We start from the raw sequence: 21,964 nt of genomic DNA, 5'->3' as shown, positions 1-21,964 counted from the left end.
AAATATCCTGGGGGGAGTCCGAAGGACGGGGGGCAAAGCCCCCCTTCCAGGCCCGTCACGCGGCGATCCCCTCGGGCACACGGGCCCCGGTCATATAGGCGACCGCGTCCGACATCGTGTGTTCCTTGGGATTGATGACGCACAGCCGCTTGCCCAGGCGGTGGATATGAATGCGGTCGGCCACCTCGAACACATGGGGCATGTTGTGGCTGATCAGCACGATGGGGATTCCGCGCGACCGCACGTCCAGGATCAGATCCAGCACCCGGCGGCTTTCCTTGACGCCAAGCGCGGCGGTCGGCTCGTCCAGGATGATGACCCGGCTGCCAAAGGCCGCGGCGCGCGCCACCGCGACGCCCTGCCGCTGGCCGCCCGACAGCGTTTCCACCGGCTGGTTGATGTTCTGGATCGTCATCAGCCCCAGTTCCGACAGCTTCTGGCGGGAGAACGCGTCCATCGCAGGCTTGTCCAGCATCCCGAACCACTGGCCCATGATGCCGGGGCGGCGGATTTCCCGGCCCATGAACATGTTGTCGGAAATCGACAGGGCGGGCGACAGGGCCAGGGTCTGATAGACAGTCTCGATTCCGGCCTTCCGGGCCTCCAGCGGGCTGGCGAAGCTGACCGGCTGGCCATCCAGCCTGATCTCGCCTTCATCTGGCTGAACGGCGCCGGAAATGGCCTTGATCAAGCTGGATTTCCCCGCGCCGTTGTCGCCGATCACGGCCAGGATCTCTCCAGGATACAGGTCGAAGTCGGCGCGGTCCATTGCGGTTACGCGGCCATAGCGCTTGACCAGGTTGCGGGCATAGAGAAGCGGCTGGGTCATGACGAAATCTTCCTGATCCATTGGTCGATGGCGACGGCGACGATGATCAGCCAGCCGGTCGCGAACAGCTGCCACAGCACGTCCACACCGGCCAGCCGCAGCCCGGAATTGAAGACGCCGACGATCAGCGCCCCGATCAGCGGCCCCAGGATGGATCCGCGCCCGCCGAACAGCGAGATGCCCCCGATCACCACGGCGGTGATGGATTCCAGGTTCGCCTCGAAGAACGAGGTCGGGCTGACCGAACCCACCCGGCCGATCGACGACCAGGCCGCCAGCCCGCAGATGACCCCTGCGGCCATATAGACCGACATCAGCACGCGCTTGGTCTGGATCCCGGCAAGCGCTGCGGATTCGGGATCGTCGCCCACCGCATAGACCCGGCGCCCCCAGGCGGTCTGGTACAAGGCATACCACAGGACCGCAAAGACCACGATCATCAGCACCACGCCATAGGTCAGGACCGCGCCCCCCAGGGTGAAGCGCTCGCCGAAGAACTTCAGCAGCGGGGCCTCGGCGTCCAGGGTCTGGCTGCGGATGGTCTCGCGGTTGGAGAGGTAATAATTCAAGGCCAGGAAGATATTCCATGTCCCCAGCGTGGTGATGAAGGGCGGCAGCTTCAGCCGCGTCACGAGCGCGCCGTTCAGCGCCCCCGTCGCGGCCCCGACCGCCAGCCCGATCAGGATCGAGACCGGCACCGGAATGCCGAAATCGACCGACAGCTTGCCCATGATCACGGACACCATCACCATGACCGCGCCGACCGACAGGTCGATGCCCGCCGTCAGGATCACCAGCGACTGCGCGGCGGCCAGGGTGCCGACGACCGCCACCTGTTGCAGGATCAGCGACAGGTTGAAGGCCGAAAAGAAGTTGGGTGAAATCAGCCCGAAGGCGATCACCGACAGCACCAGCACGATGACCGGAACCATGGTCGGATAGCGGTGCAAGAAGTGCTGCACCCGGTCAAGCGCGCCGCGCGAGTGATGGTCGAAGCGGGCGACCGTCTCGGACGGGTTGCGCGCGACCACGGGGTCGGGGGTGTCGGACATCAGTCCCTCCGGTGTTCAGGGGAGGAAGGGCGGCGGCTGCATGGCACCGCCCCCAGGTCGGTCAGGTCAGCCCCAGCACTGGGCCAGGCCATCCTCGACGCTGATCGAGGGCACGCCCTCGACCGGCTGGTCGGTGACCAGGTTCACGCCGGTATCGGTGAAATCCAGACCCTCGGTCGCTTGCGGCTTGGTCCCGTCCTTGGCATAGGCGGCAATCGCCTCGATCCCCATGGACGCCATCTTCAGCGGATATTGCTGCGAGGTCGCGCCGATCACGCCTGCCTTGACGTTTTCCACGCCGGGGCAGCCGCCATCCACGGACACGATGATCGCATTGCCTTCCATGCCAAAGGATTTCAGCGCCTCATAGGCCCCGGCGGCGGCGGGTTCGTTGATCGTATAGACCAGATTGATGGCGGGATCCTTCTGCATCAGCGCCTCCATCGCCTGGCGGCCGCCTTCCTCGTTCCCCGAGGTCACGTCATGGCCAACGATGCGGGCGTCATCCTCGTCGCCGATGACATTGTTGTCCTTCACATCGACGCCGAAGCCTTCCAGGAAACCCTGATCGCGCAGCACGTCGACCGAGGGCGCGCTGGCCGACAGATCCAGCAGGGCGATCCGGGCATCCTTTGCCGCATCGCCCATCTTGCCCGCAGCCCAGGCGCCGATCAGGCGGCCCGCCTCGCGGTTGTCGGTGGCGAAGGTCGCGTCCGCCGCGTCGATCGGATCCAGCGGCGTGTCAAGCGCAATGACCAGGATCCCCGCGTCGCGCGCCTGCTTGACCGATTCCGTGATGGCCTTGGTGTCCGACGCCGTGATCAGGATGCCCTTCACCCCCGCCGCGATGCAGCTTTCCATGGCTTGCTGCTGGGTCTCGTGATCGCCGTCGATCTTGCCCGCGAAGCTCATCAGCTCGATGCCCAGTTCCTGCGCCTTGGCGGTCGCGCCTTCCTTCATCTTCACGAAGAAGGGGTTGATGTCGGTCTTGGTGATGATGCAGGCCTTGACCGGATCCTGCGCGGTGGCGACACCTGCCGACAAGGCCAGCACGGAAGCGGCCAGCGACAGACGCAGCGACGATGTGATGATCATTCTGAAACTCCTCCGAATGGCGGCACCTCCTCCGCCTTGCCTGATCAGGAAGCACGAAGCGTTTCCTCTTGTCAATAAATCAATCATGTTGATTAATACGTGAGAGGAGGCCGTCCCCCATGCTGAACAACCCAAGACATTGGCTGGAACTCAGCCGGAACGAGCGATCGATCCTGTCGCTGATCCGCAGGCGCGGCCCCCTGCCCCGCGCGGCCCTGGCGCAGGCCACCGGACTGTCGCCCCAGGCCATAACCAACCTGACAAGAAAACTGATCCAGAACGGTTTTCTGGACGCAGGTGCGGTGGTTCGCGGCAAGGTGGGCCAGCCCACGACACCCCTGTCCTTGGCCCCCGAGGGCGCGCTGTTCCTGGGGCTGAAGCTGGGCCGCAGGCTGGTCGAACTGGCCTTGGTGGACTTCACCGGAACGGTAAAGATCCATCGGCAAGAGATATACACCCATCCGACCCCGGAACGGATCGTGACGTTCGCGCGCCACGGGATCGCGACGATCCTGGCCTCGTTGCCCGATCCCCTCCGAATCGCCGGGCTGGGCGTCGCGACGCCGTTCCGGCTGTGGGACTGGGGCGCGGGGATGGCGGACTGGCACGGCTTCGACCTGGCCGCCCGGCTGGCCGAAGACCTGCCCTTCCCGGTATTCCTGGAAAACGACGCCAGCACCGCCTGCGCGGCGGAGCTGATCTTCGGCCGGACAGCCCTGCCCGCCGATTTCGCGCATCTCTATATCGCGCATTTCGCGGGCGGCGGCGTGGTGCTGGACGGGCGGCTGCGGGTTGGGCCGCGCCGCAATGCCGGGGCCTTGGGGTCGATGCCGATCCCCGGCGGGCGGCAGCTGCTGGATGTGGCCTCGGTCTCAACGCTGGAATCGCGGCTGGGACGGTCCCTGCCGCCCGACGATTCCGGTTGGCTGGTGCCGCCGGACATCGAAGCCGCCTGGATCGCCGAATCGGCCGAGGCGCTGGCCTTCGCGGCGCTGTCGGCCACCGCGCTGCTGGACATTCCGGTGGTGGTGATCGATGGCGCGGTGCCGCCCGCCACCCGCCGCGCCCTGGCCGATGCCACGCGCGCCGCCCTGGAACGCCTGCCCGCCGCGGGCATCGACCGGCCCCGGATCGTCGAGGGCAGCCTGGCCCGCAGCGCCCGGATCCTGGGCGCCGCCGCCCTGCCGCTGGCGCATTTCTTCGAGCCGGACGGCGCGCTGGCTTGACAGCGCCGCCTCCGCCCTTATAAGCGCCGCTTCCATTGGTGTTGGTGGACCCCGCAAGGGGAAGCCTGTCGGGCCTTGCGGCCAAAGGACAACGCCCTTCGACAACGCACAGAAGGAGATCAGCGGTGACCAAGCGCACCTCTGCCAAGTACAAGATCGACCGCCGCATGGGCGAAAACATCTGGGGCCGCGCCAAGTCCCCGGTCAACCGTCGTGAATACGGCCCCGGCCAGCACGGCCAGCGCCGCAAGAACAAGCTGTCGGACTTCGGCACGCAGCTGCGCGCCAAGCAGAAGCTGAAGGGCTATTACGGCGATCTGACCGAAAAGCAGTTCCGCCGCATCTATGCCGAAGCCGAGCGCGTCAAGGGCGACACCGGCGAAAACCTGATCGGCCTGCTGGAGCGCCGGCTGGACGCCGTGGTCTATCGCGCGAAATTCGTGCCGACCATCTTCGCCGCCCGCCAGTTCGTGAACCACGGCCATATCGAGGTGAACGGCAAGCGCGTCAACATCGCCTCGTACCGCGTGAAGGAAGGCGACGTGATCTCGATCCGCGAACGGTCGCGCCAGCTGGCCATCGTGCTGGAGGCCGTCGGCCTGGCTGAACGTGACGTGCCCGATTATCTGGAGGTCGACCACAACAAGATGACCGCGACCTTCGTGCGCACCCCCGCCCTGGGCGACGTGCCCTATGCCGTGGTGATGGAACCGAACCTGGTCGTCGAATACTACGCCAAGAACTGATCCTGTCCTTTTGCAGGGCATCGGGCCGCATCCTTCGGGGTGCGGCCTTTTTCGTTGCCGCCGACCTTTCTTGCCGTTTCATCATGCACTAAAGGGGCTGCGAGAGGATCCCGACATGACGCAAATCACCCCCCAGCCCGGCATTATGGACATCGCGCTCTACGTCAGCGGCGAAAGCAGGCTGCCGGGGCGCAGCGATGTGCTGAAGCTGTCGTCGAACGAAAACCCGCTGGGTTCCAGCGACAAGGCGCGCGCGGCCTATGCGGCGGCGGCGGGGGATCTGCACCGTTATCCGAACACCGACCATGCCCCCCTGCGCCGTGCCATCGGCGAGGTCCACGGGCTGGATCCCGACCGGATCATCTGCGGCGTCGGCTCGGACGAGGTGCTGCAATTCGTGGTCCAGGCCTTTGCCGGGACGGGGGACGAGGTCATTACCACCGAGCATGGTTTTTCCATGTATCCGATCCTGGCGCGGATGGTCGGCGCGGTTCCGGTGACGGTGCCAGAAACCGAACGCCGCATCGACGTGGACGCGATCCTGGACGCCGTGACCGACCGGACGCGGATCGTCTTCATCGCCAATCCGGCCAACCCGACCGGCACCATGCTGACTCGGGACGAGGTGCAGCGGCTGGCGGGCGGGCTGCCGCCCAGCGTGCTGCTGGTCCATGACGGCGCCTATACCGAATTCGCGGCGGGCGCCGATGGCGGGGCGGGACTGGTGGACCGGCATCCGAACGTCATTATGACGCGCACGTTTTCCAAGATCCACGGACTGGGCGGGTTGCGGATCGGCTGGGGCTATGCGGCCCGCGACATCATCGACGTGCTGAACCGCATCCGCCAGCCCTTCAACCTGTCCAACGCCCAGATGGCCGCGGCCGAGGCCGCCGTCCGCGACACCGCCTTCCGCGACCATTGCGCCGACCTGAACGCCCGGATGCGCGACCGGATGCGCAATTCGCTGATCCAGATGGGCATCGGCTGCGATGAAAGTTTCGCCAATTTCGTGCTGGCCCGCTTTGCCGATCCGGCCGAGGCCGGGGCCGCCGATGCCGCCCTGCGCGACGACGGCATCCTGGTCCGCCGCGTCGCGGGCTATGGTCTGCCCGCCGCGCTGCGCATCACGGTGGGCGACGAACAGGGTGTGACGCGCGTGCTGGAAACGCTGGGCCGCTTCATGGCGGATCGGAGGGGCGCATGAGCCCGATCTATGACCGCGTGGCGCTGATCGGCCTGGGCCTCATCGCCGGGTCCATGGCCCATGCCATCCGCGAGGGCGGGCTTGCTCGCGAAGTCGTTGGCTATGCCCGCAGCGCCGAAACGCGAGAGACCGCGCGCGAGATCAACCTCTGCGACCGCATTGTCGACAGCGCGGCCGAGGCGGTGGCAGATGCCGATCTGGTGGTGCTGGCGGTTCCCGTGGGGGCGATGGCCGCAGTCGCGGCGGACATCGCGCCGCATCTGAAGCCGGGCGCAACCGTGACGGATGTGGGTTCGGTCAAGCAGTCGGTGATCGACGCCGTGGCGCCCCATATTCCGCAGGGTGTCCATTTCGTGCCGGGCCATCCGCTGGCGGGGACCGAACATTCCGGCCCGCGCGCGGGCTTTGCCAGCCTGTTCCGCAACCGCTGGTGGCTTCTGACCCCGCTGCCCGACACCGATCCCGCCGCCGTCGACCGCCTCACCGACCTGGTTCGCGCCATGGGCGCCAAGACCGACCGGATGGAGCCTGCGCATCACGACCTGGTGCTGGCCGTCACCAGCCACGCCCCGCACCTGATCGCCTTCACCATGGTGGGGGTCGCCGACCATCTGCGCCGCGTCACGGACGAGGAAGTGGTGCAGTATTCCGCCGCCGGCTTTCGCGACTTCACCCGCATCGCCGCCAGCGACCCGACCATGTGGCGCGACGTGTTCCTGCACAACAAGGACGCCACGCTGGACATCCTGGGCCGCTTCACCGAGGAACTGTTCGTGCTGCAACGCGCCATCCGCATGGGCGACGGCCAGCAGTTGTTCGACTATTTCACCCGCACCCGCGCGATCCGGCGCGGCATCATCGAGGCAGGCCAGGACACCGCCGCCCCGGATTTCGGCCGCATCGCCCCGGCTGGCTGAGGCTTTCATCCCGGACCGTGCTGCCCTAGCTTGGGGACATGGACGGGTTGGGACGGATGCGACGGATTGATTGGGTCTTCGGTTACGGTTCGCTGATCTGGGATCCGGGTTTTTCCCCGGTCGAGACCGCGCGCGCCTGGGTGACGGGCTATGCCCGCAGCTTCTGCCTGCGCTCGGTCCAGCATCGCGGCACGCAGGCGCGGCCTGGGCTGGTGCTGGGCCTGGACGAACAGCCGGACGCGGAGTGCGGCGGCGTGGCGCTGCGCATCGCGGATCACGACCATGACGAGGTGCTGGCCTATCTGCGCGCCCGCGAACTGGTGACGGAAGCCTATCAGGAAACGATCCTGCCCCTGCGACTGGAAGACGGCCGCCAGGTCGAGGCCCTGGCCTATGTGATGCGGCGCGATCATGTCCAATATGCGGGTGGGCTGGCCCTGACCGAACAGGCGCGGATCATCGCCCAGGCCCATGGCGCGCGCGGCGCGAATGCGGATTACCTGTTCAACACCGCCGCCCATCTGGCGCAGATCGGCCTGGGCGACTCGGTGCTGGACGACCTGTCCGCCCAGGTGCGCAAGCTGCTGGAAACGGGCGCAAACCCCCGCGACTGACTTTCAGATCGCTTGGCAAGCGCCGGGCCGCATCCTACAGTCGGGTCCAAGGAGAGTCCTGCCAGGGAAGGCGATCAGTTGAGCGAACCAACCAGCAGCCAACAGCCCGATGCCCCCGTGCTGGGCCGCCGCGCAGGCGCCGCGCATCGCCGGATCACCGCGACCCGTTCGTCCGACACAGGCCCCGCCAATCCCCGCTTTTCGCAGCCCGTCCGCCAGATCGTCCTGATGGTGACGGTGCTGATCCTGGTCCTGGCGGGCGGTTGGGTCGCCTATGGGCGGATCCTGCCGATCTTCCAGGCGAACCTGTGGCTGAACGGCGTGATCCTGGCGGTCTTCGCCCTGGGCATCATGGCCTGCTTCTGGCAGGTCGGCCAGTTGATCCGGTCGGTCAGCTGGATCGAACGCTTTGCCCATCGCCGCCGCAACGCGGTGGAAAAGGGCATCGCCGCGCGGGGCGAGGCTGACGCGGGCGACCAGCCCCCGCGCCTGCTGGCGCCGCTGGCGGCGCTGCTGGGCACGCGCGGTCCCGTGGGGGGCACGATCTCGACCAGCGCCGCGACCTCGATCCTGGATTCCGTCGCAACCCGCATCGACGAATTGCGCGACATCACAAGATACCTGTCCAACCTGCTGATCTTCCTGGGTCTTCTTGGAACCTTCTATGGTCTTGCGACGACCATTCCAGCGGTGGTCGACACGATCCGCAACTTGGCTCCGCAGCAGGGCGAAAGCGGCATCCAGGTGTTCGACAAGCTGATGAGCGGGCTTGAAGCCCAGCTTGGCGGCATGGCCACGGCCTTTTCGTCCTCGCTTCTGGGTCTTGCGGGGTCGCTGGTCGTGGGCCTGCTGGAACTGTTCGCGACGCATGGCCAGAACCGCTTCTACCGCGAGCTTGAGGAATGGATGTCGGGCTTCACCCGCGTCAGCCTGGCCGGAGCGGATGGCGACGGCGTGGACCAGGCCGCCCTGGCGGGATTTCTGGAACAGATGGCGGGCCAGATGGACCGGCTGCAACAGCTCCAGGCCGGACGCGACCTGCAACGCGACGAGGCCGCCGCGATGGCCGACGAACGCGTCGTGGTGATGGCCCAGGCGATCGAGGCCCTGGTCCAGCGCAGTGAAACCGACCATCGGGAATCGCAGTCCCGCGTCGCAGCCCTGACCGAAACCCTGTCGCGGCTAGCCCAGGGTCAGGATCGGCTGGTCGATCTGGCCCGCGCCCAGGCCGAGCGTCCGGCGCCCACCCCGCCCGACATGAAGGGAATCGAGACCGCGTTGAACCGGCTGGCATCGGATCTTGCCGAAGGGCGGGACGAGATGGTGGCCGAATTGCGGTCGGACATCCTGGTCCTGACCCGCGCGGTGCGCGCGGCGCGGTTCAACGATCCGTTCCGGGACGATCTGCTGCGCGATCCCCTGGTCTCTCGGGACAGGGGCTAGCGGATGGCCCTGCGCCGCGCCGCATCGGGGCATCGCTTCTCGGCCAATATCTGGCCGGGTTTCGTGGATGCCCTGGCGACCCTGCTGATGGTGCTGGTCTTCGTGCTGACGATCTTCACCGTGATGCAGTCGGTGCTGCGCGACCAGATCACCGACCAGGACGACACCATCGGCGAACAGGATCAGGTCATCTCCAGCCAGGAACGGGTGATTTCCGGCCAGGAGCGCCGGCTGGAACAGCTGGGCCGGCAGGTTGCGGCCTTGGGCCAGGCCCTGACCGTGTCCGAGGATCGCGAAGCCGCCCTGCAAGGCCAGCTTGCCGACGCCCAGGCGCAGGCCCGCGACCGCGCCGCGCGGATCACCCGGCTGTCAGCGCAACTGGAAGGAAGCCGGGGGGAACTGGCAGAGGCCCGGTCGCGCCTGACCGACTTCGAAGCCGAGGTGGCCGCCCTGATGGCCGCGCGCGCCGCCGACCGGGAACAGGCCGACGCCCGGCAGCAGCAGATGCAGGCGCAGCTGACCCAGCAGGAAAACCGCGCCAATGCCGCCGAACTGGCGGTGGCCGCCGCGCGCCGGGAAATCGACGCGCAGGCCGAACAGGCCCGTCTTGCCGCCGCGCGGCGAGAGGCGCTTGAGGCGCTGACCGCCGACTTGCGCCAACGAAATCAGCAGGCAGCCGCGCGGGCCGACGCCCTGCAGGCCGACCTGACCGAGGCCGAGGCCGCCCGCCTGACCGAAGCCGAGGCGGCGCGGGCCTTGCGCGAGCGTCTGCAAAGCGCCGATGCGGAATTGACGGCCATGACCCTGTCGCTGGAAGAAAGTCGCAAGCGCGCCGAAGAGACGCTGACCCTGCTGGCCGCGGCCGAGGCCGCGCGGGACCAGGCCACGGCCCAAGCCCAACGCACGGTGACCGAGGCCGAACGCCAGGCCGGTCTGCTGGCGGCGGCCCAGGCGGCCCTGGCCGAGCAGCAGGGCCTAGCCGAGGAGGGGCAGCGGCGGGTGGCTCTGCTGAACGAACAGGTCGCCTCGCTGAATGCGCAGCTGGGGTCGTTGCAGGCGCTTCTGGACGCGGCGGGCGACGAACAGCAGCAGGCCGAGGTTCGGGTCGAGGATCTCGGTCGCCAGTTGAACGCCGCGCTGCTGCGCGCGGCCGAGGAAAAGGACCGCCGCCTGGCGCTGGAAGAACAGGCCCGCCAGCGGGCCGAGGACGAGGTGCGCGACCTGGCCCGCTATCGCTCGGAATTCTTTGGCCGGCTGTCGCAGATCCTGTCGGGCCGCGAAGGCGTCCAGGTCGTGGGCGACCGCTTCGTCTTTCAGTCCGAGGTTCTGTTCGCTCCGGGCGAGGCGACGCTGTCGGAGGCGGGCCGGGGCCAGGTGGCCCGCGTCGCCCGGATGCTGTCCGAGATTTCCGGCGACATCCCGCCCGAGATCGACTGGATCATCCGCGTGGACGGCCATACCGACAGCACGCGGCTATCAGGAACGGGCCGCTATCGCGACAACTGGGAACTCAGCCAGGCCCGCGCCCTAGCGGTCGTGCGTTACATGATCGACGACCTGGGCTTTCCGTCGAACCGGCTGGCCGCGACCGGTTTTGCCGATACGCGGCCGGTTGCCCAAGGCGATTCGCCTGATGCTCTGGCCGCGAATCGCCGCATCGAACTGAAGCTGACGGAACGCTGAAATCAGATCTGATCGGCCTGCCGCCCATCGGGCACGCCCGCCAGCCGCTTCAGATGCGCCTCGATTTCCGAATTCACTTCGGCCCCCACCAGCACGACGGTCGAGGCGAACCACAGCCACATCATCAGCGCGATCACCGCACCCAGAGAGCCGTAGGTTTCGTTGTAGTTGGCGAAGTTGGCCGCATACCAGCTGAACAGGATCGAGGTCAGCACCAGCCCGACCGCCGCGATCACCGCGCCCGGCGAAATCCACCGCCACCGCGAATCGGGCGCGTCCGGCCCCCACCGATACAGCGCCGCCAGCGCCAGGATCAGCACGGCGAACATGATCGGCCAGCGGATCAGTCCCACCAGAACGCTGGTCGAGGGCGTCATGGGCAGCATCTGCAACAGGATCGGGATCACCGCGATGACGCCCAGCATCAGGATGATCAGCACCAGCCCGCCCAGCGTGAATGCCATGGACACCAGGTTCAGCTTGACGAAGCCCCGCGTCTCGGACTGGAAGAACGCGACGTTCAGCGCCGACAGCAGCGCCTTCATCCCGCCATTGGCGGAATAGAACGCCACCAGAAGCCCGACGATCCCCGCCAGCGACAGGGCCGTTCCGGGCGACGAGGTGATCGCCTGGACCTGGTCGCGGATGATGCCAAGCGCCCCCTGCGGCAGGAAGCTTTCCAGCATGTCCAGATGACCCGCAATCGTGGCGGGATCGGCCACAAGCCCATAAATCGACACAAAGGCGGTCAATGCCGGAAACAGGGACAGAAGGCCGAAAAAGGTGATGCCCCCGGCCACGGCCGTCACCCGGTCGGCGCCGATCTGCGTCAAGGTGGCCTTTGCGATGGCCCAGATGTCGGCCATGCCCAAGTCACGCAACCCGACCTCGCGCTTTGGCGTGGCGGCGAGGCGTGTCTTGGGGACGGCAGCGCCATTCCCAGCCTTCATGCCGAACCGCTGGCGCGTCCGGTCGTCCAGATCGCCGAACAGAGCGTCAAGAACGCCGGGCGTACCGCTTTTCATCGCTGCCTCCGCCTTACAGCCGGTGAGTGCGGTCGTCGTCATGAGGACGGCGCGGTTCCTGGGGATTGTCGCCGCGCAGCGCAGAGCGCAGCTGATCGGCCGCCCCGGCGAATTCCTGGACGATCCCGGTTGCCTGCCCCGCGACCCCACGGAACGATTCGACCGCCACCGCCAGGGATTTCGCCACGCCTTCCAGACCCTGAGACAGCCTGGTCGAGGTCTCGATCAGGCTTTCCGCGAAGTTTTCCTTTTTGCGACGAGGGGCAGCGGGCGCGGGGCGACGACGCGCAGCCTCGGCCCGCAGGCGGGCGACCTCCTGCCGGTCCTCTCGGTCCTGGTCGCGGACACGACGGCGCATCGCCTCGCGTTCCTCCTCGTCCAGCCGGGCAAAGCGCGGCGCCGCGTGGTCGCGGCGGGCGTGATGGGGCGGGCGCGGCCCCTCATTATCCGAGATGGCCTCGGCGATCTTGCGGATGGCGAAGATGGCCGCCGCCGTTCCGCCCGCGACGCCAAGCGCCACCCCGCCCCACAATGCGATCTTGGCGCCGGTCGACGGGGCCGGATAGGACGAACGCCCGTCCGGCGACACACGGCCTGACGGGATCACCCGGCGGGACTGCGAGGCGTGGTGGCCGGTGGGAACGGGGCGCGGGCCGAAACGGGTCTGGCTGGTGCGGTCGGCCTCGGTCATGGGGCGGTCGTCCTGGTTGAAGTCGTCTGGGGTGGGGGTCATTTCTGCTCTCCGGCATGATCGGATCGGTTCGTTTCCTCAACAGCTTGCGCGGCTGGAATGTTCCCGGACACCGCACGGCGCAATCGAAAACTTGCCCCCGCGTCACGGCCCCGCTATGCCCGCCCCACCAGAACAAGAGGCCCGCCATGATCCCGCGCTATGCCCGCTCCGAAATGACCGCCATCTGGTCGCCCGAGACCCGATTCCGCATCTGGTTCGAGATCGAGGCTCATGCCTGCGACGCCCAGGCCGACCTGGGCGTGATCCCGCGAGAAAACGCCGAGGCCGTCTGGCGCGCCAAGGACGTCGAATTCGACGTGGCCCGCATCGACGAGATCGAGGCCGTCACCAAGCATGACGTGATCGCCTTCCTGACCCACCTGGCCGAACATGTCGGCGCCGACGAAGCGCGCTTCGTCCATCAGGGCATGACCAGCAGCGATGTGCTGGATACCACGCTGAACGTCCAGCTTGTCCGCGCCGCCGACATCCTGCTGGCGGATCTGGACCGCGTGCTGGCGGCGTTGAAACGCCGGGCCTATGAACACAAGGACACGGTGCGCATCGGCCGCAGCCACGGCATCCATGCCGAACCCACCACCATGGGCCTGACCTTCGCGCGCTTTTACGCCGAAATGGACCGTAACCGGAGCCGCTTGGAAAAAGCCCGGTGGGAGGTCGCGACCGGCGCGATTTCCGGCGCGGTCGGCACCTTCGCCAATATCGACCCGGCGGTCGAGGAACATGTCTGCGCGAAACTCGGCCTGCGCCCCGAGCCGATTTCGACGCAGGTGATCCCGCGCGACCGCCACGCGATGTTCTTCGCCACGCTGGGCGTGATCGCCTCCAGCATCGAAAACATCGCCATCGAGATCCGCCACATGCAGCGGACCGAGGTTCTGGAGGCCGAGGAATTCTTCAGCCCCGGCCAGAAGGGATCGTCGGCGATGCCCCACAAGCGCAACCCGGTCCTGACCGAGAACCTGACCGGCCTCGCCCGGCTGGTGCGCATGGCTGTCGTCCCGGCGATGGAAAACGTGGCGCTGTGGCACGAACGCGACATCAGCCATTCCTCGGTCGAACGGGGCATCGCGCCGGATGCGACGATCACGCTGGATTTCGCGTTGAACCGGCTGGCGGGGGTGATCGACAAGCTGGTGGTCTATCCCGACAACATGCTGAAGAACATGAACAAGTTCAAAGGTCTGGTGATGTCGCAGCGGGTCTTGCTGGCGCTGACCCAGGCGGGCGTCTCGCGCGAGGACAGCTATCGCCTGGTGCAAAGAAACGCCATGAAGGTTTGGGAACAAGGCGCTGATTTCAAGACGGAATTGCTGGCCGATCCCGAAGTGACGGCGGCCCTGACCCTGGCCCAGATCGAGGAGAAGTTCGACCTGGGCTATCATACCAAGCATGTCGACACGATCTTCCGGCGCGTGTTCGAAGACGGCCAGAAATAGCCCGCGCGTAAACCGGATGTTAGGGAAGCCCTGCCAGATTGGCCGCAAGGACGGTCGATCAGGTGGGGCCATGACGATGCAAACGGGACTGAATCAGCGGCAAAAGGCGGCGGTGATCGTACGGCTGCTGCTGGATGACGAATCGGCATCGGGCCTGTCGCGGCTGGACAGCGAAAGCCAGACCCTGCTGGCCGAGGAAATGGCGGGCATGGAACTGATCGACCGCCAAACCCGCGACGCCATCATCACCGAATTCTGCGACAGCCTGGAAGCGGTCGGCGTGACCTTTCCGGGCGATCTGGACGGAACCCTGGCGATGCTGGGCGCGCAACTGTCCGAAGACAGCACTGATCGGCTGCGCCGCCGCGCGGCGGTATCCGGGCGGGGCGATCCCTGGCCCCGCATCGCCGCCCTGCCCGCCCAGGCCCTCGCATCGCTTGCCAAGACCGAGGCGGTCGAGATGGTGGCCCTGATGCTGTCGAAGCTGCCGGTGGAGCGCGCGTCCGAACTGTTCGTCGGCCTGCCCCGCGAACGGGCGCGGGCCGTGGCGCAGGCCATGTCCATGACGGCGGGCGTCACGCCCGAATCGCTGCACCGGGTCGGCCTGATCCTGCTTCAGGCGGCCGAGGCTTTGCCCCGGCCCGCGATTGCGACCCCCGCGACGGACCGGATGGGCGCGATCCTGAACTTTGCCACCGCCGACCTGCGTGACGATGTGCTGAACAGCCTCGACAGCCACGACGCCGACTTCGCCGGGAACGTGCGCAAGGCGATCTTCATCTTCGCGCATATCCCCGCGCGCGTCCTGCCCCGCGACATCCCTCGCGTCGTCCGCGAGGTCGAGCAGCCGGTCCTGGTCCGCGCCCTGTCCGCCAGCGGCGAGGCCGAGGCCGCAGCGGCCGAATTCATCCTGTCGAACCTGTCGCAGCGCATGTCCGACGGCCTGCGTGAGGAACGCAACGAACTGGGCAAGGTCCGCGCCTCCGAGATCGAGGAAGCGATGACCGAGGTCGTCAGCGCCATCCGCCGCCTTGAGGAAGCCGGAGAAATCACCCTGGTCCTGCCGCAGGACGAGGATGACTGAACCGGCTTGCGCAGCAGATTCCAACGACCGATAAGACGCGCATGACGAACGCGATCGCCACAGCCCTTCTGGTCCTGGTGCTGGGCCTGTTCGTCGCGGACCACCTGTGGCTGCACCGGGATTTGCCGCTGCTGGCGGCGCGGTCGATGGACGATCTGATCGAACATCTCAGCTTCTGGCGCTAACATCGCAGGCGGGACCATACCCAGGTCAGACAGGTTCCACAGGGCATTTGCATCAGCCGGGACAGCACGATACGAGGGGCGCAACGTCACTTGGTCGGGAGAGAGAACCATGGCTGTCAAAGTTGCGATCAACGGTTTCGGGCGCATCGGGCGCAATGTGCTGCGCGCCATCATCGAATCGGGGCGCACCGATATCGAGGTCGTCGCGATCAACGATCTTGGCCCCGTCGAAACCAACGCGCATCTGCTGCGCTATGACAGCGTGCATGGCCGGTTCCCGGCCCAGGTCACCGTCAGCGGCGATTCCATCGACGTGGGACGCGGCCCGATCAAGGTGACGGCGATCCGCAACCCCGCCGACCTGCCCTGGGGCGACATCGACGTGATCATGGAATGCACCGGTATCTTCACGTCCAAGGACAAGGTCCAGCCGCACCTGTCGACCGGCGCCAAGCGCGTGCTGATCTCGGCCCCCGGCGACAATGCCGACAAGACCATCGTCTTCGGCGTGAACGACGACACGCTGACCGCCGACGACCTGGTGGTGTCCAACGCAAGCTGCACCACCAACTGCCTGTCGCCCGTGGCCAAGGTGCTGAACGACAGCATCGGCATCGCCAAGGGCTTCATGACCACGATCCACAGCTATACCGGCGACCAGCCGACGCTGGACACGATGCACAAGGATCTGTACCGCGCCCGCGCCGCCGCCCTGTCGATGATCCCGACCTCGACCGGCGCCGCCAAGGCCGTGGGCCTGGTGCTGCCGGAACTGAAGGGCAAGCTGGACGGGGTGGCGATCCGCGTCCCCACCCCCAACGTCTCGGTCGTGGACCTGGTGTTCGAGGCCGCGCGCGACACCTCGGTCGAGGAAATCAACGCCGCGATCAAGGCGGCGGCGGACGGCCCGATGAAGGGCATCCTGGGCTACACCGAGGAAAAGCTGGTATCCTCGGACTTCAACCACGACCCGCATTCGTCGGTCTTCCACATGGACCAGACCAAGGTGATGGAAGGCCGCCTGTGCCGCATCCTGACCTGGTACGACAACGAATGGGGCTTCTCGAACCGCATGTCCGACACGGCGGTTGCAATGGGCAAGCTGATCTGACACTTGCGGCGGCGGGATCGTCCCGCCGCCCCATCAGGCCGGATAGATCATCCGTGCCGACATTCCGCCATCGACGATGAACCGTTGGCCGGTGATGAAGCCGGCCTGATCCGACGCAAGATAGGCGACCAGTCCTGCAATATCCTGCGGATCGCCGACCCGGCCAACCGGATGCTGCGCCTTTTCCACCTTCGAATGATGCGGTTCGATGCGATTTGCCCGCTTCTGATAGGCCGCCGTCTCGATCCAGCCCGGCAGGATGCTGTTCACCCGCACCTGGGGCCCCAGGCTGACCGCAAGCGCATGAGACAGGGCCAGCAGCGCCCCTTTCGAGGCCGCATAGCTTTCGGTATCCGCTTCCGACTGCAAGGCGCGCGTCGAGGACATCAGGATGATCGAGCCGCGCGCCGCCCGCAACAGCGGCACGGCGGCGCGCACCGTCAGGAACGCGCCCGTGACGTGGCTGTCCAGCATCCGCTGCCAATCGCCCAACGACAGTTCCTCGATCGGGCCGTTCTGGGGATCGGCGATGCCGGCATTCGACACCAGCAGATCCAGCCCGGCGCCGTCCAGCCAGTCCCGGATCCGGGCAAAACCTTCCTGCACCTCAGCCTCGTCCGCGACATCGACCGTCAGGGCCAGCAGGCTGGAGTCGCGCGCCTGCATTTCGGCCACAGCCTCATCGTCGAGGTCGAACAGCGCGACGCGCCAGCCGTCCGCTGTTAACCCTTCAACGATGCCTCTGCCGATGCCCTGCGCGCCGCCGGTGATGAGTGCCGTCTTCATGTCGTTCCCCGCTGTAAGCATGGGAAACGGCGGCATTCGGGAATCGTTCCCTCAGCGGACCTTGGTCAGGCGGCGCGAATTGGCGCGCGTCCGCTTGCCATAGGGGCGCAGCGCGGCGGACATCACGCGCTCCGCGCTTGCACCCCGACCTGCGGCCTGGGCCATCGCGAACAACGACTCCGTCGCTGCGGCCTGTTTTTCGGCGACCATGCGAAAGGGTTCCCCCGGCGCCTGGGTCATGATCCCCATCATGCCCGCCGTGCGCAGGCCGATCACCATCTGCGCCTCGATGGCCATTCGGACGAATTGCGCCCACAGTCGGACGGGATTCTTGGGCATCATCGCAAACATGAGGTCATCCTTTGGATCATCCGGTCAATCTGATGGCCCGCCGGGATCGGCGCAAGCCCGACTTTGCGACAATGTGGACTGCATTTTACGCATGGCCGCTTGGCAACCCTGCCCTGCCATGTATAGAGGCAGGCCATGACCGACAGCATCACCCTTCGCCGCCCCGACGACTGGCATCTGCACCTGCGCGACGGCGCGATGCTGGCGGCGGTCGCGCCCCATTCGGCGGGCTTCGGCCGCGCCATCATCATGCCGAACCTGGTGCCGCCCGTGGTGACGGGCACCCAGGCCGCCGCCTATCGCGAACGGATCCTGGCCGCGCTGCCCAAAGGCGCCGCGTTGCAGCCGCAGATGACGCTGTATCTGACGGACGCGACCGACCCCGCCGATGTGGTCTCTGCCTTTCGCGACGGCATCATCCGTGCGGTCAAGCTGTATCCCGCGGGCGCGACCACGAATTCCGCCAGCGGCGTCACCGATTTCGACCGCGTCCAGCCGGTGCTGGAGGCGATGGCCGAGGCCGGCGTGACGCTGTGCGTCCATGGCGAGGTGACCGACCCCGCCGTGGATATCTTCGACCGCGAGGCCGTGTTCATCGACCGCGTGCTGGACCCGCTGCGCCGCCGCACCCCCGGCCTGCGCGTGGTGATGGAGCATATCACCACCAGCGACGGCGTGGACTATGCGCGCGCGGGTGGCGACGATCTGGCCGCGACGATCACCACGCATCACCTGGTCATCAACCGCAACGCCATCCTGGCTGGCGGCATCCGCCCGCATTACTACTGCCTGCCTGTCGCCAAGCGCGAATCGCACCGCCTGGCGCTGCGCGAGGCGGCGACCGGCGGCGAGGCGCGGTTCTTCCTGGGCACCGACAGCGCGCCGCATCCCGACAGCGCCAAGCTGCAACCCTGCGGCTGCGCGGGCTGCTTCACCGCGCCGAACACCATGTCGATCCTGGCCCATGTGTTCGAGGAGGACGGCGCCCTGGACAGGCTGGAAGCCTTTGCCAGCCTGAACGGCGCGGCCTTCTATCGCCTGCCGCCGAACGACGACCGGATCACGCTGGTCAGGCGCGACACGCCCGCCGCCTACCCTGCACAGATCGAGGCTGGCGGGGAAACCGTGACCGTCTTCGACCCCGGCTTCCCGCTTTTCTGGCATCTGGAGGATTGATGAGCCTGACCTTTCCCACGCGCGAGGAAATCGCCCGCCTGTCCGCCCGGATGCTGCTGGAAATCAAGGCCGTCGATTTCAATGCGGCTCAGCCCTTCACCTATGCCTCGGGTCTCAAGGGGCCGACCTATGTGGACTGCCGCCGGATCATCAGCTTTCCGCGCGTGCGCGCCACGCTGATGGATTTCATGGCCGCGACCGTTCTGCGCGACGCCGGCTTCGAGGCTTTCGACAACGTGGCGGGCGGTGAGACCGCGGGCATTCCCTTCGGCGCCATGGTCGCCGAACGGCTGGGTCTGCCGATGACATATGTGCGCAAGAAGCCGAAAGGCTACGGCCGCAACGCCCGGATCGAAGGCGTCATGACCGAGGGCCAGCGCGTCCTGCTGGTCGAGGATCTGACCACCGACGGCGGCAGCAAGCTGTCCTTCGTCGATGCGATTCGCGACACCGGCGCGACCTGCGCGCATACGGCGGTGATCTTCTATTACGGCATCTTCCCGGAAACGACGCAGCGGCTGGCCGATCACGGCGTCACGCTGCACCACCTCTGCACCTGGTGGGACGTGCTGGCCGAGGCCAAGGCGCAGGCCGCCTTCGACAGCGCCACCCTGGCCGAGGTCGAGACCTTCCTGACCGACCCGCGCGCCTGGCAGGCCGCGAACGCCTGACTTGTCCACAGGCCGTCCACAGATCGGCCCCCGAAAATCCCGCCGCACGGCGTTCCCCGCGCGGCGCATCGGGTGTAGAACAGTGGGATAAGAAGAAAGGGGCAGCCCATGACCAACCTGCGCGCAATCATCCCAGGCCAACCCGTCGGCGCCGAGGACACCCCCTCGATCCCCTTTTCGCTGGAAGCCGAACAACAGCTTCTGGGCGCTCTGCTGACCAACAACGACGTGTTCGACCGGGTCAGCCAGATCATCAAGCCTGACCATTTCTATCACCCCGTCCATGCCCGCATCTTCGAGATCTGTTCCGAACGGATCCGCAAGAATGCCCTGGCCAGCCCGGTCACCATCAAGGCCTTCCTGGAACATGACGAGGGGCTGAAGGAACTGGGGGGGGCGCCCTATCTGGCGCGCATGGCCGGGGCCGCGATCAGCGCCTATGCCGCGCGCGATTATGCCCAGATGATTCGCGAATTCGCGCTGCGCCGCGAATTGATCCAACTGGGCCAGGACATCGCCGCCCGCGCCGCGACCGTCGAGGTCGGCGACGAGGCCGAGGAACAGATCAAGGCCGCCGAACAGACGCTGTACAAATTGGGCGAGGCCGGGACGGCCGAACGCGGCTTCCAGTCCTTCCTCAAGGCCGTGACCGGCGCGGTCCAGGCCGCGAATGCCGCCTATCAGCGCGACGGCAAGCTGTCGGGGATCTCGACCGGGCTGGTCGACCTGGACGGCAAGATGGGGGGGCTGAACAACTCGGACCTGATCATCCTGGCCGGACGTCCATCGATGGGGAAAACCTCGCTGGCGACCAACATCGCCTTCAACATCGCCAAGGCCCACAAGACCGGGGAACGCCCGGACGGCACCATCGGCACCATCGAAGGCGGCGTGGTCGGCTTTTTCAGCCTGGAAATGTCGGCCGAACAGCTTGCCGCCCGGATCCTGTCCGAAGCGGCCGAGGTGCCCAGCGAACGCATCCGCAGCGGCAACATGGACGAGGCCGAGTTCCGCCGCTTCGTCGAGGCCGCCCATGCCTTGCAGAACTGCCCGCTTTACATCGACGACACCCCGGCTTTGCCGATCAACCAGCTTGCCGCGCGCGCGCGCAAGCTGAAGCGGACCCATGGCCTGGACGTGCTGATGGTCGACTATCTTCAGCTTCTGAAGGCCGCGTCCGCCAAGGACAGCCGCGTGAACGAAGTGTCCGAGATCACCCAGGGCCTGAAGGCTGTCGCCAAGGAACTGAACATCCCGGTCATCGCCCTGTCGCAGCTGTCGCGGCAGGTGGAAAACCGCGAAGACAAGCGCCCGCAACTGTCGGATCTGCGCGAATCCGGGTCGATCGAACAGGACGCCGACATCGTGATGTTCGTGTTCCGCGAGGAATATTACAAGGAACGCGAAAAGCCCTCGGACAGCGACCTGGACGCGATGGCCAAGTGGCAGCAGGTGATGGAGCAATGCCACGGCAAGGCCGAGGTGATCCTGGGCAAGCAGCGGCACGGCCCCATCGGCACGGTCGAGCTGTCCTTCGAGGGCCAGTTCACCCGCTTCGGCAACCTGGCGAAGGACCGGCAATCGCAATGGGATTAGCCCGGATGATCGCATGGTGATCTGACTGGGACGGCGGCCTCTTCCCCGGGGCATTCTCTGTCCGCGGGTTGCACCAGACTGGCTGGCGCCGGGCCCCAGGAATGGGGGAGAGACCACCTGGAGAGCAACACGTCATCGGGCTGGACGTCCATAAGGCGTCGATCTCTGTTGCCGTTGCGCGTGGCGGGTGAGGCGGTGCGTTTCGGCACCGGGGCTCCGTCCCGAACCGGCCCGATCACATCCGCAAGCTGGTGGAAAAGCTGGCCGCGGGCGGGGCGCGGCGGCGGTTTTGCCAATGTGGACCTGTCCCGGTTTTGCTCCGATCAGGTGCTGATGTTAAGCGGCCCTTTGCTCGAAGGCCACGGGTGATTTCCAGCCGAGGGCTGAGTGTTTGCGGCGCGGGTTGTAGAAGCCATTGATGTATTCGAAGAGGGCGATCTCCACGTCGCGTCGGGTGTGCCAGTCGCGTCTCCAGACCAATTCTGCCTTCAGCGACTTGAAGAAGCTTTCGACGGCCGAATTATCATAGCAGTTGCCCTTGCCGCTCATTGATACTTTGAACCCGTTTTTGCGCAGAAGCTTCTGGTAGTCATGGGCGCAGTATTGCGCGCCGCGATCCGTGTGGTGAATACAGCCGGGTGGCGGGCGGCGCAGGGCAACGGCCATGTTCAACGCCCTGATCGCTAGATCCTGCTTCATCCGGTTGCTGATGGCCCACCCGATCACGCGCCTCGAGAACAGGTCGATGATGACGGCCAGATAAACCCAGCCTTCGCGGGTCCAGATGTAGGTGATGTCGCCCGCCCACTTCTGGTTCGGGGCACTCGCCGAAAAGTCCTGTTGCAAGAGGTTCGGCGCGATGTTGAAGGCGTGATCGCTGTCGGTGGTGCGCTTGAACTTCCGGCTGCGGATGATGCGAATGCCATTCTGGCGCATCAGACGGCCTACCCGGCGCTGTCCGACCCGCAGGCCCA

At 66.5% G+C, this 21,964-nt stretch carries 22 protein-coding genes; 14 read left to right on the top strand and 8 right to left on the bottom strand.

Features of this window, described 5'->3' with window-relative positions; translation table 11 throughout:
- Positions 1–55 precede the first annotated feature (55 nt).
- The 3 genes from ACTJI6_RS08815 to ACTJI6_RS08805 all read right to left on the bottom strand — a co-directional run bounded on the left by ACTJI6_RS08815 (position 56) and on the right by ACTJI6_RS08805 (position 2,976).
- A complete protein-coding gene (locus tag ACTJI6_RS08815; RefSeq protein WP_440799852.1) occupies positions 56–829 on the bottom strand; it encodes an ATP-binding cassette domain-containing protein in 774 nt (257 codons plus the stop codon).
- Entirely contained in the window at positions 826–1,881 is a 1,056-nt protein-coding gene (locus ACTJI6_RS08810) for an ABC transporter permease (RefSeq protein ID WP_126154999.1), read from the bottom strand. Before ACTJI6_RS08810 ends, ACTJI6_RS08815 begins: the two co-directional genes overlap by 4 nt.
- Before the next feature lie 66 nt (positions 1,882–1,947).
- Positions 1,948–2,976: a sugar ABC transporter substrate-binding protein gene (locus tag ACTJI6_RS08805; RefSeq protein WP_126154998.1), complete on the bottom strand. Its 1,029-nt coding sequence runs from the start codon at positions 2,974–2,976 to the stop codon at positions 1,948–1,950.
- A gap of 119 nt (positions 2,977–3,095) precedes the next feature.
- Here ACTJI6_RS08805 and ACTJI6_RS08800 point away from each other — a divergent pair, with 119 nt between their 5' ends.
- From ACTJI6_RS08800 to ACTJI6_RS08770, 7 genes are all read left to right on the top strand, one after another.
- The gene (locus tag ACTJI6_RS08800) at positions 3,096–4,202 is read left to right on the top strand and encodes an ROK family transcriptional regulator (protein WP_440799848.1); all 1,107 of its coding nucleotides are present in this window, start codon (positions 3,096–3,098) and stop codon (positions 4,200–4,202) included.
- A 125-nt stretch (positions 4,203–4,327) separates the two neighbouring features.
- Positions 4,328–4,948, top strand: coding sequence for a 30S ribosomal protein S4 (gene rpsD / locus ACTJI6_RS08795; RefSeq protein ID WP_126154996.1), 621 nt, complete (start codon positions 4,328–4,330; stop codon positions 4,946–4,948).
- 115 nt (positions 4,949–5,063) lie between these two features.
- Positions 5,064–6,155 carry a histidinol-phosphate transaminase gene (hisC, locus tag ACTJI6_RS08790; protein ID WP_440799844.1) on the top strand — a complete coding sequence of 364 codons (1,092 nt, stop codon included), beginning with the start codon at positions 5,064–5,066 and terminating at the stop codon, positions 6,153–6,155.
- Positions 6,152–7,072 (top strand): prephenate/arogenate dehydrogenase family protein, encoded by a 921-nt coding sequence (locus tag ACTJI6_RS08785; protein WP_440799841.1) that lies wholly within the window; start codon positions 6,152–6,154, stop codon positions 7,070–7,072. The genes hisC and ACTJI6_RS08785 overlap by 4 nt, the downstream gene beginning before the upstream one ends.
- 56 nt (positions 7,073–7,128) lie before the next feature.
- On the top strand, positions 7,129–7,686 hold the full coding sequence (locus tag ACTJI6_RS08780) for a gamma-glutamylcyclotransferase (RefSeq protein WP_440799838.1): 558 nt from the start codon (positions 7,129–7,131) through the stop codon (positions 7,684–7,686).
- A gap of 153 nt (positions 7,687–7,839) precedes the next feature.
- Positions 7,840–9,129 carry a biopolymer transporter ExbB gene (locus ACTJI6_RS08775; RefSeq protein ID WP_440800210.1) on the top strand — a complete coding sequence of 430 codons (1,290 nt, stop codon included), beginning with the start codon at positions 7,840–7,842 and terminating at the stop codon, positions 9,127–9,129.
- Positions 9,130–9,132: 3 nt separating this feature from the next.
- On the top strand, positions 9,133–10,812 hold the full coding sequence (locus ACTJI6_RS08770) for a peptidoglycan -binding protein (RefSeq protein WP_440799835.1): 1,680 nt from the start codon (positions 9,133–9,135) through the stop codon (positions 10,810–10,812).
- Positions 10,813–10,814: 2 nt separating this feature from the next.
- Here the strand turns inward: ACTJI6_RS08770 and ACTJI6_RS08765 are convergent, their stop codons facing one another.
- Both ACTJI6_RS08765 and ACTJI6_RS08760 read right to left on the bottom strand, forming a co-directional pair.
- The gene (locus ACTJI6_RS08765; protein WP_440799832.1) at positions 10,815–11,837 is read right to left on the bottom strand and encodes a YihY/virulence factor BrkB family protein; all 1,023 of its coding nucleotides are present in this window, start codon (positions 11,835–11,837) and stop codon (positions 10,815–10,817) included.
- Positions 11,838–11,850: 13 nt separating this feature from the next.
- Entirely contained in the window at positions 11,851–12,570 is a 720-nt protein-coding gene (locus ACTJI6_RS08760; RefSeq protein WP_440799829.1) for a hypothetical protein, read from the bottom strand.
- Positions 12,571–12,716: 146 nt separating this feature from the next.
- Here ACTJI6_RS08760 and purB point away from each other — a divergent pair, with 146 nt between their 5' ends.
- The 4 genes from purB to gap all read left to right on the top strand — a co-directional run bounded on the left by purB (position 12,717) and on the right by gap (position 16,410).
- Positions 12,717–14,030, top strand: a complete 1,314-nt coding sequence (gene purB, locus ACTJI6_RS08755; protein ID WP_440799826.1) for an adenylosuccinate lyase — start codon at positions 12,717–12,719, stop codon at positions 14,028–14,030.
- 70 nt (positions 14,031–14,100) lie between these two features.
- The gene (locus ACTJI6_RS08750) at positions 14,101–15,114 is read left to right on the top strand and encodes a flagellar motor switch protein FliG (protein ID WP_440799823.1); all 1,014 of its coding nucleotides are present in this window, start codon (positions 14,101–14,103) and stop codon (positions 15,112–15,114) included.
- A 41-nt stretch (positions 15,115–15,155) separates the two neighbouring features.
- Positions 15,156–15,299: a hypothetical protein gene (locus ACTJI6_RS08745; RefSeq protein WP_440799821.1), complete on the top strand. Its 144-nt coding sequence runs from the start codon at positions 15,156–15,158 to the stop codon at positions 15,297–15,299.
- A 109-nt stretch (positions 15,300–15,408) separates the two neighbouring features.
- A complete protein-coding gene (gene gap, locus ACTJI6_RS08740; protein ID WP_126155952.1) occupies positions 15,409–16,410 on the top strand; it encodes a type I glyceraldehyde-3-phosphate dehydrogenase in 1,002 nt (333 codons plus the stop codon).
- Positions 16,411–16,443: 33 nt separating this feature from the next.
- On the opposite strand, the gene ACTJI6_RS08735 is transcribed toward gap, so the two are convergent.
- Both ACTJI6_RS08735 and ACTJI6_RS08730 read right to left on the bottom strand, forming a co-directional pair.
- Positions 16,444–17,196 carry an SDR family oxidoreductase gene (locus ACTJI6_RS08735; protein ID WP_440799818.1) on the bottom strand — a complete coding sequence of 251 codons (753 nt, stop codon included), beginning with the start codon at positions 17,194–17,196 and terminating at the stop codon, positions 16,444–16,446.
- Between the two features lie 51 nt (positions 17,197–17,247).
- The gene (locus ACTJI6_RS08730) at positions 17,248–17,547 is read right to left on the bottom strand and encodes an antibiotic ABC transporter (protein ID WP_440799815.1); all 300 of its coding nucleotides are present in this window, start codon (positions 17,545–17,547) and stop codon (positions 17,248–17,250) included.
- Between the two features lie 135 nt (positions 17,548–17,682).
- Between ACTJI6_RS08730 and pyrC the strand changes: the two genes are divergently transcribed.
- The 3 genes from pyrC (at position 17,683) to ACTJI6_RS08715 (ending at position 20,990) form a co-directional block, all read left to right on the top strand.
- Positions 17,683–18,723 (top strand): dihydroorotase, encoded by a 1,041-nt coding sequence (gene pyrC, locus ACTJI6_RS08725; RefSeq protein ID WP_440799812.1) that lies wholly within the window; start codon positions 17,683–17,685, stop codon positions 18,721–18,723.
- On the top strand, positions 18,723–19,394 hold the full coding sequence (locus tag ACTJI6_RS08720; RefSeq protein WP_126155948.1) for an orotate phosphoribosyltransferase: 672 nt from the start codon (positions 18,723–18,725) through the stop codon (positions 19,392–19,394). Before pyrC ends, ACTJI6_RS08720 begins: the two co-directional genes overlap by 1 nt.
- 108 nt (positions 19,395–19,502) lie before the next feature.
- A complete protein-coding gene (locus ACTJI6_RS08715) occupies positions 19,503–20,990 on the top strand; it encodes a replicative DNA helicase (RefSeq protein ID WP_126155947.1) in 1,488 nt (495 codons plus the stop codon).
- A 336-nt stretch (positions 20,991–21,326) separates the two neighbouring features.
- On the opposite strand, the gene ACTJI6_RS08710 is transcribed toward ACTJI6_RS08715, so the two are convergent.
- Positions 21,327–21,964: IS3 family transposase (locus ACTJI6_RS08710; RefSeq protein WP_440799807.1), on the bottom strand; the 638-nt coding region annotated here is incomplete at its 5' end.

Source organism: Paracoccus sp. 22332 (assembly GCF_052045125.1).
In the GTDB taxonomy this organism is placed as follows: domain Bacteria; phylum Pseudomonadota; class Alphaproteobacteria; order Rhodobacterales; family Rhodobacteraceae; genus Paracoccus; species Paracoccus haematequi_A.
The sequence above is the reverse complement of the archived record's forward strand: the minus strand, read 5'-3'. Positions and strand labels throughout refer to the sequence as shown.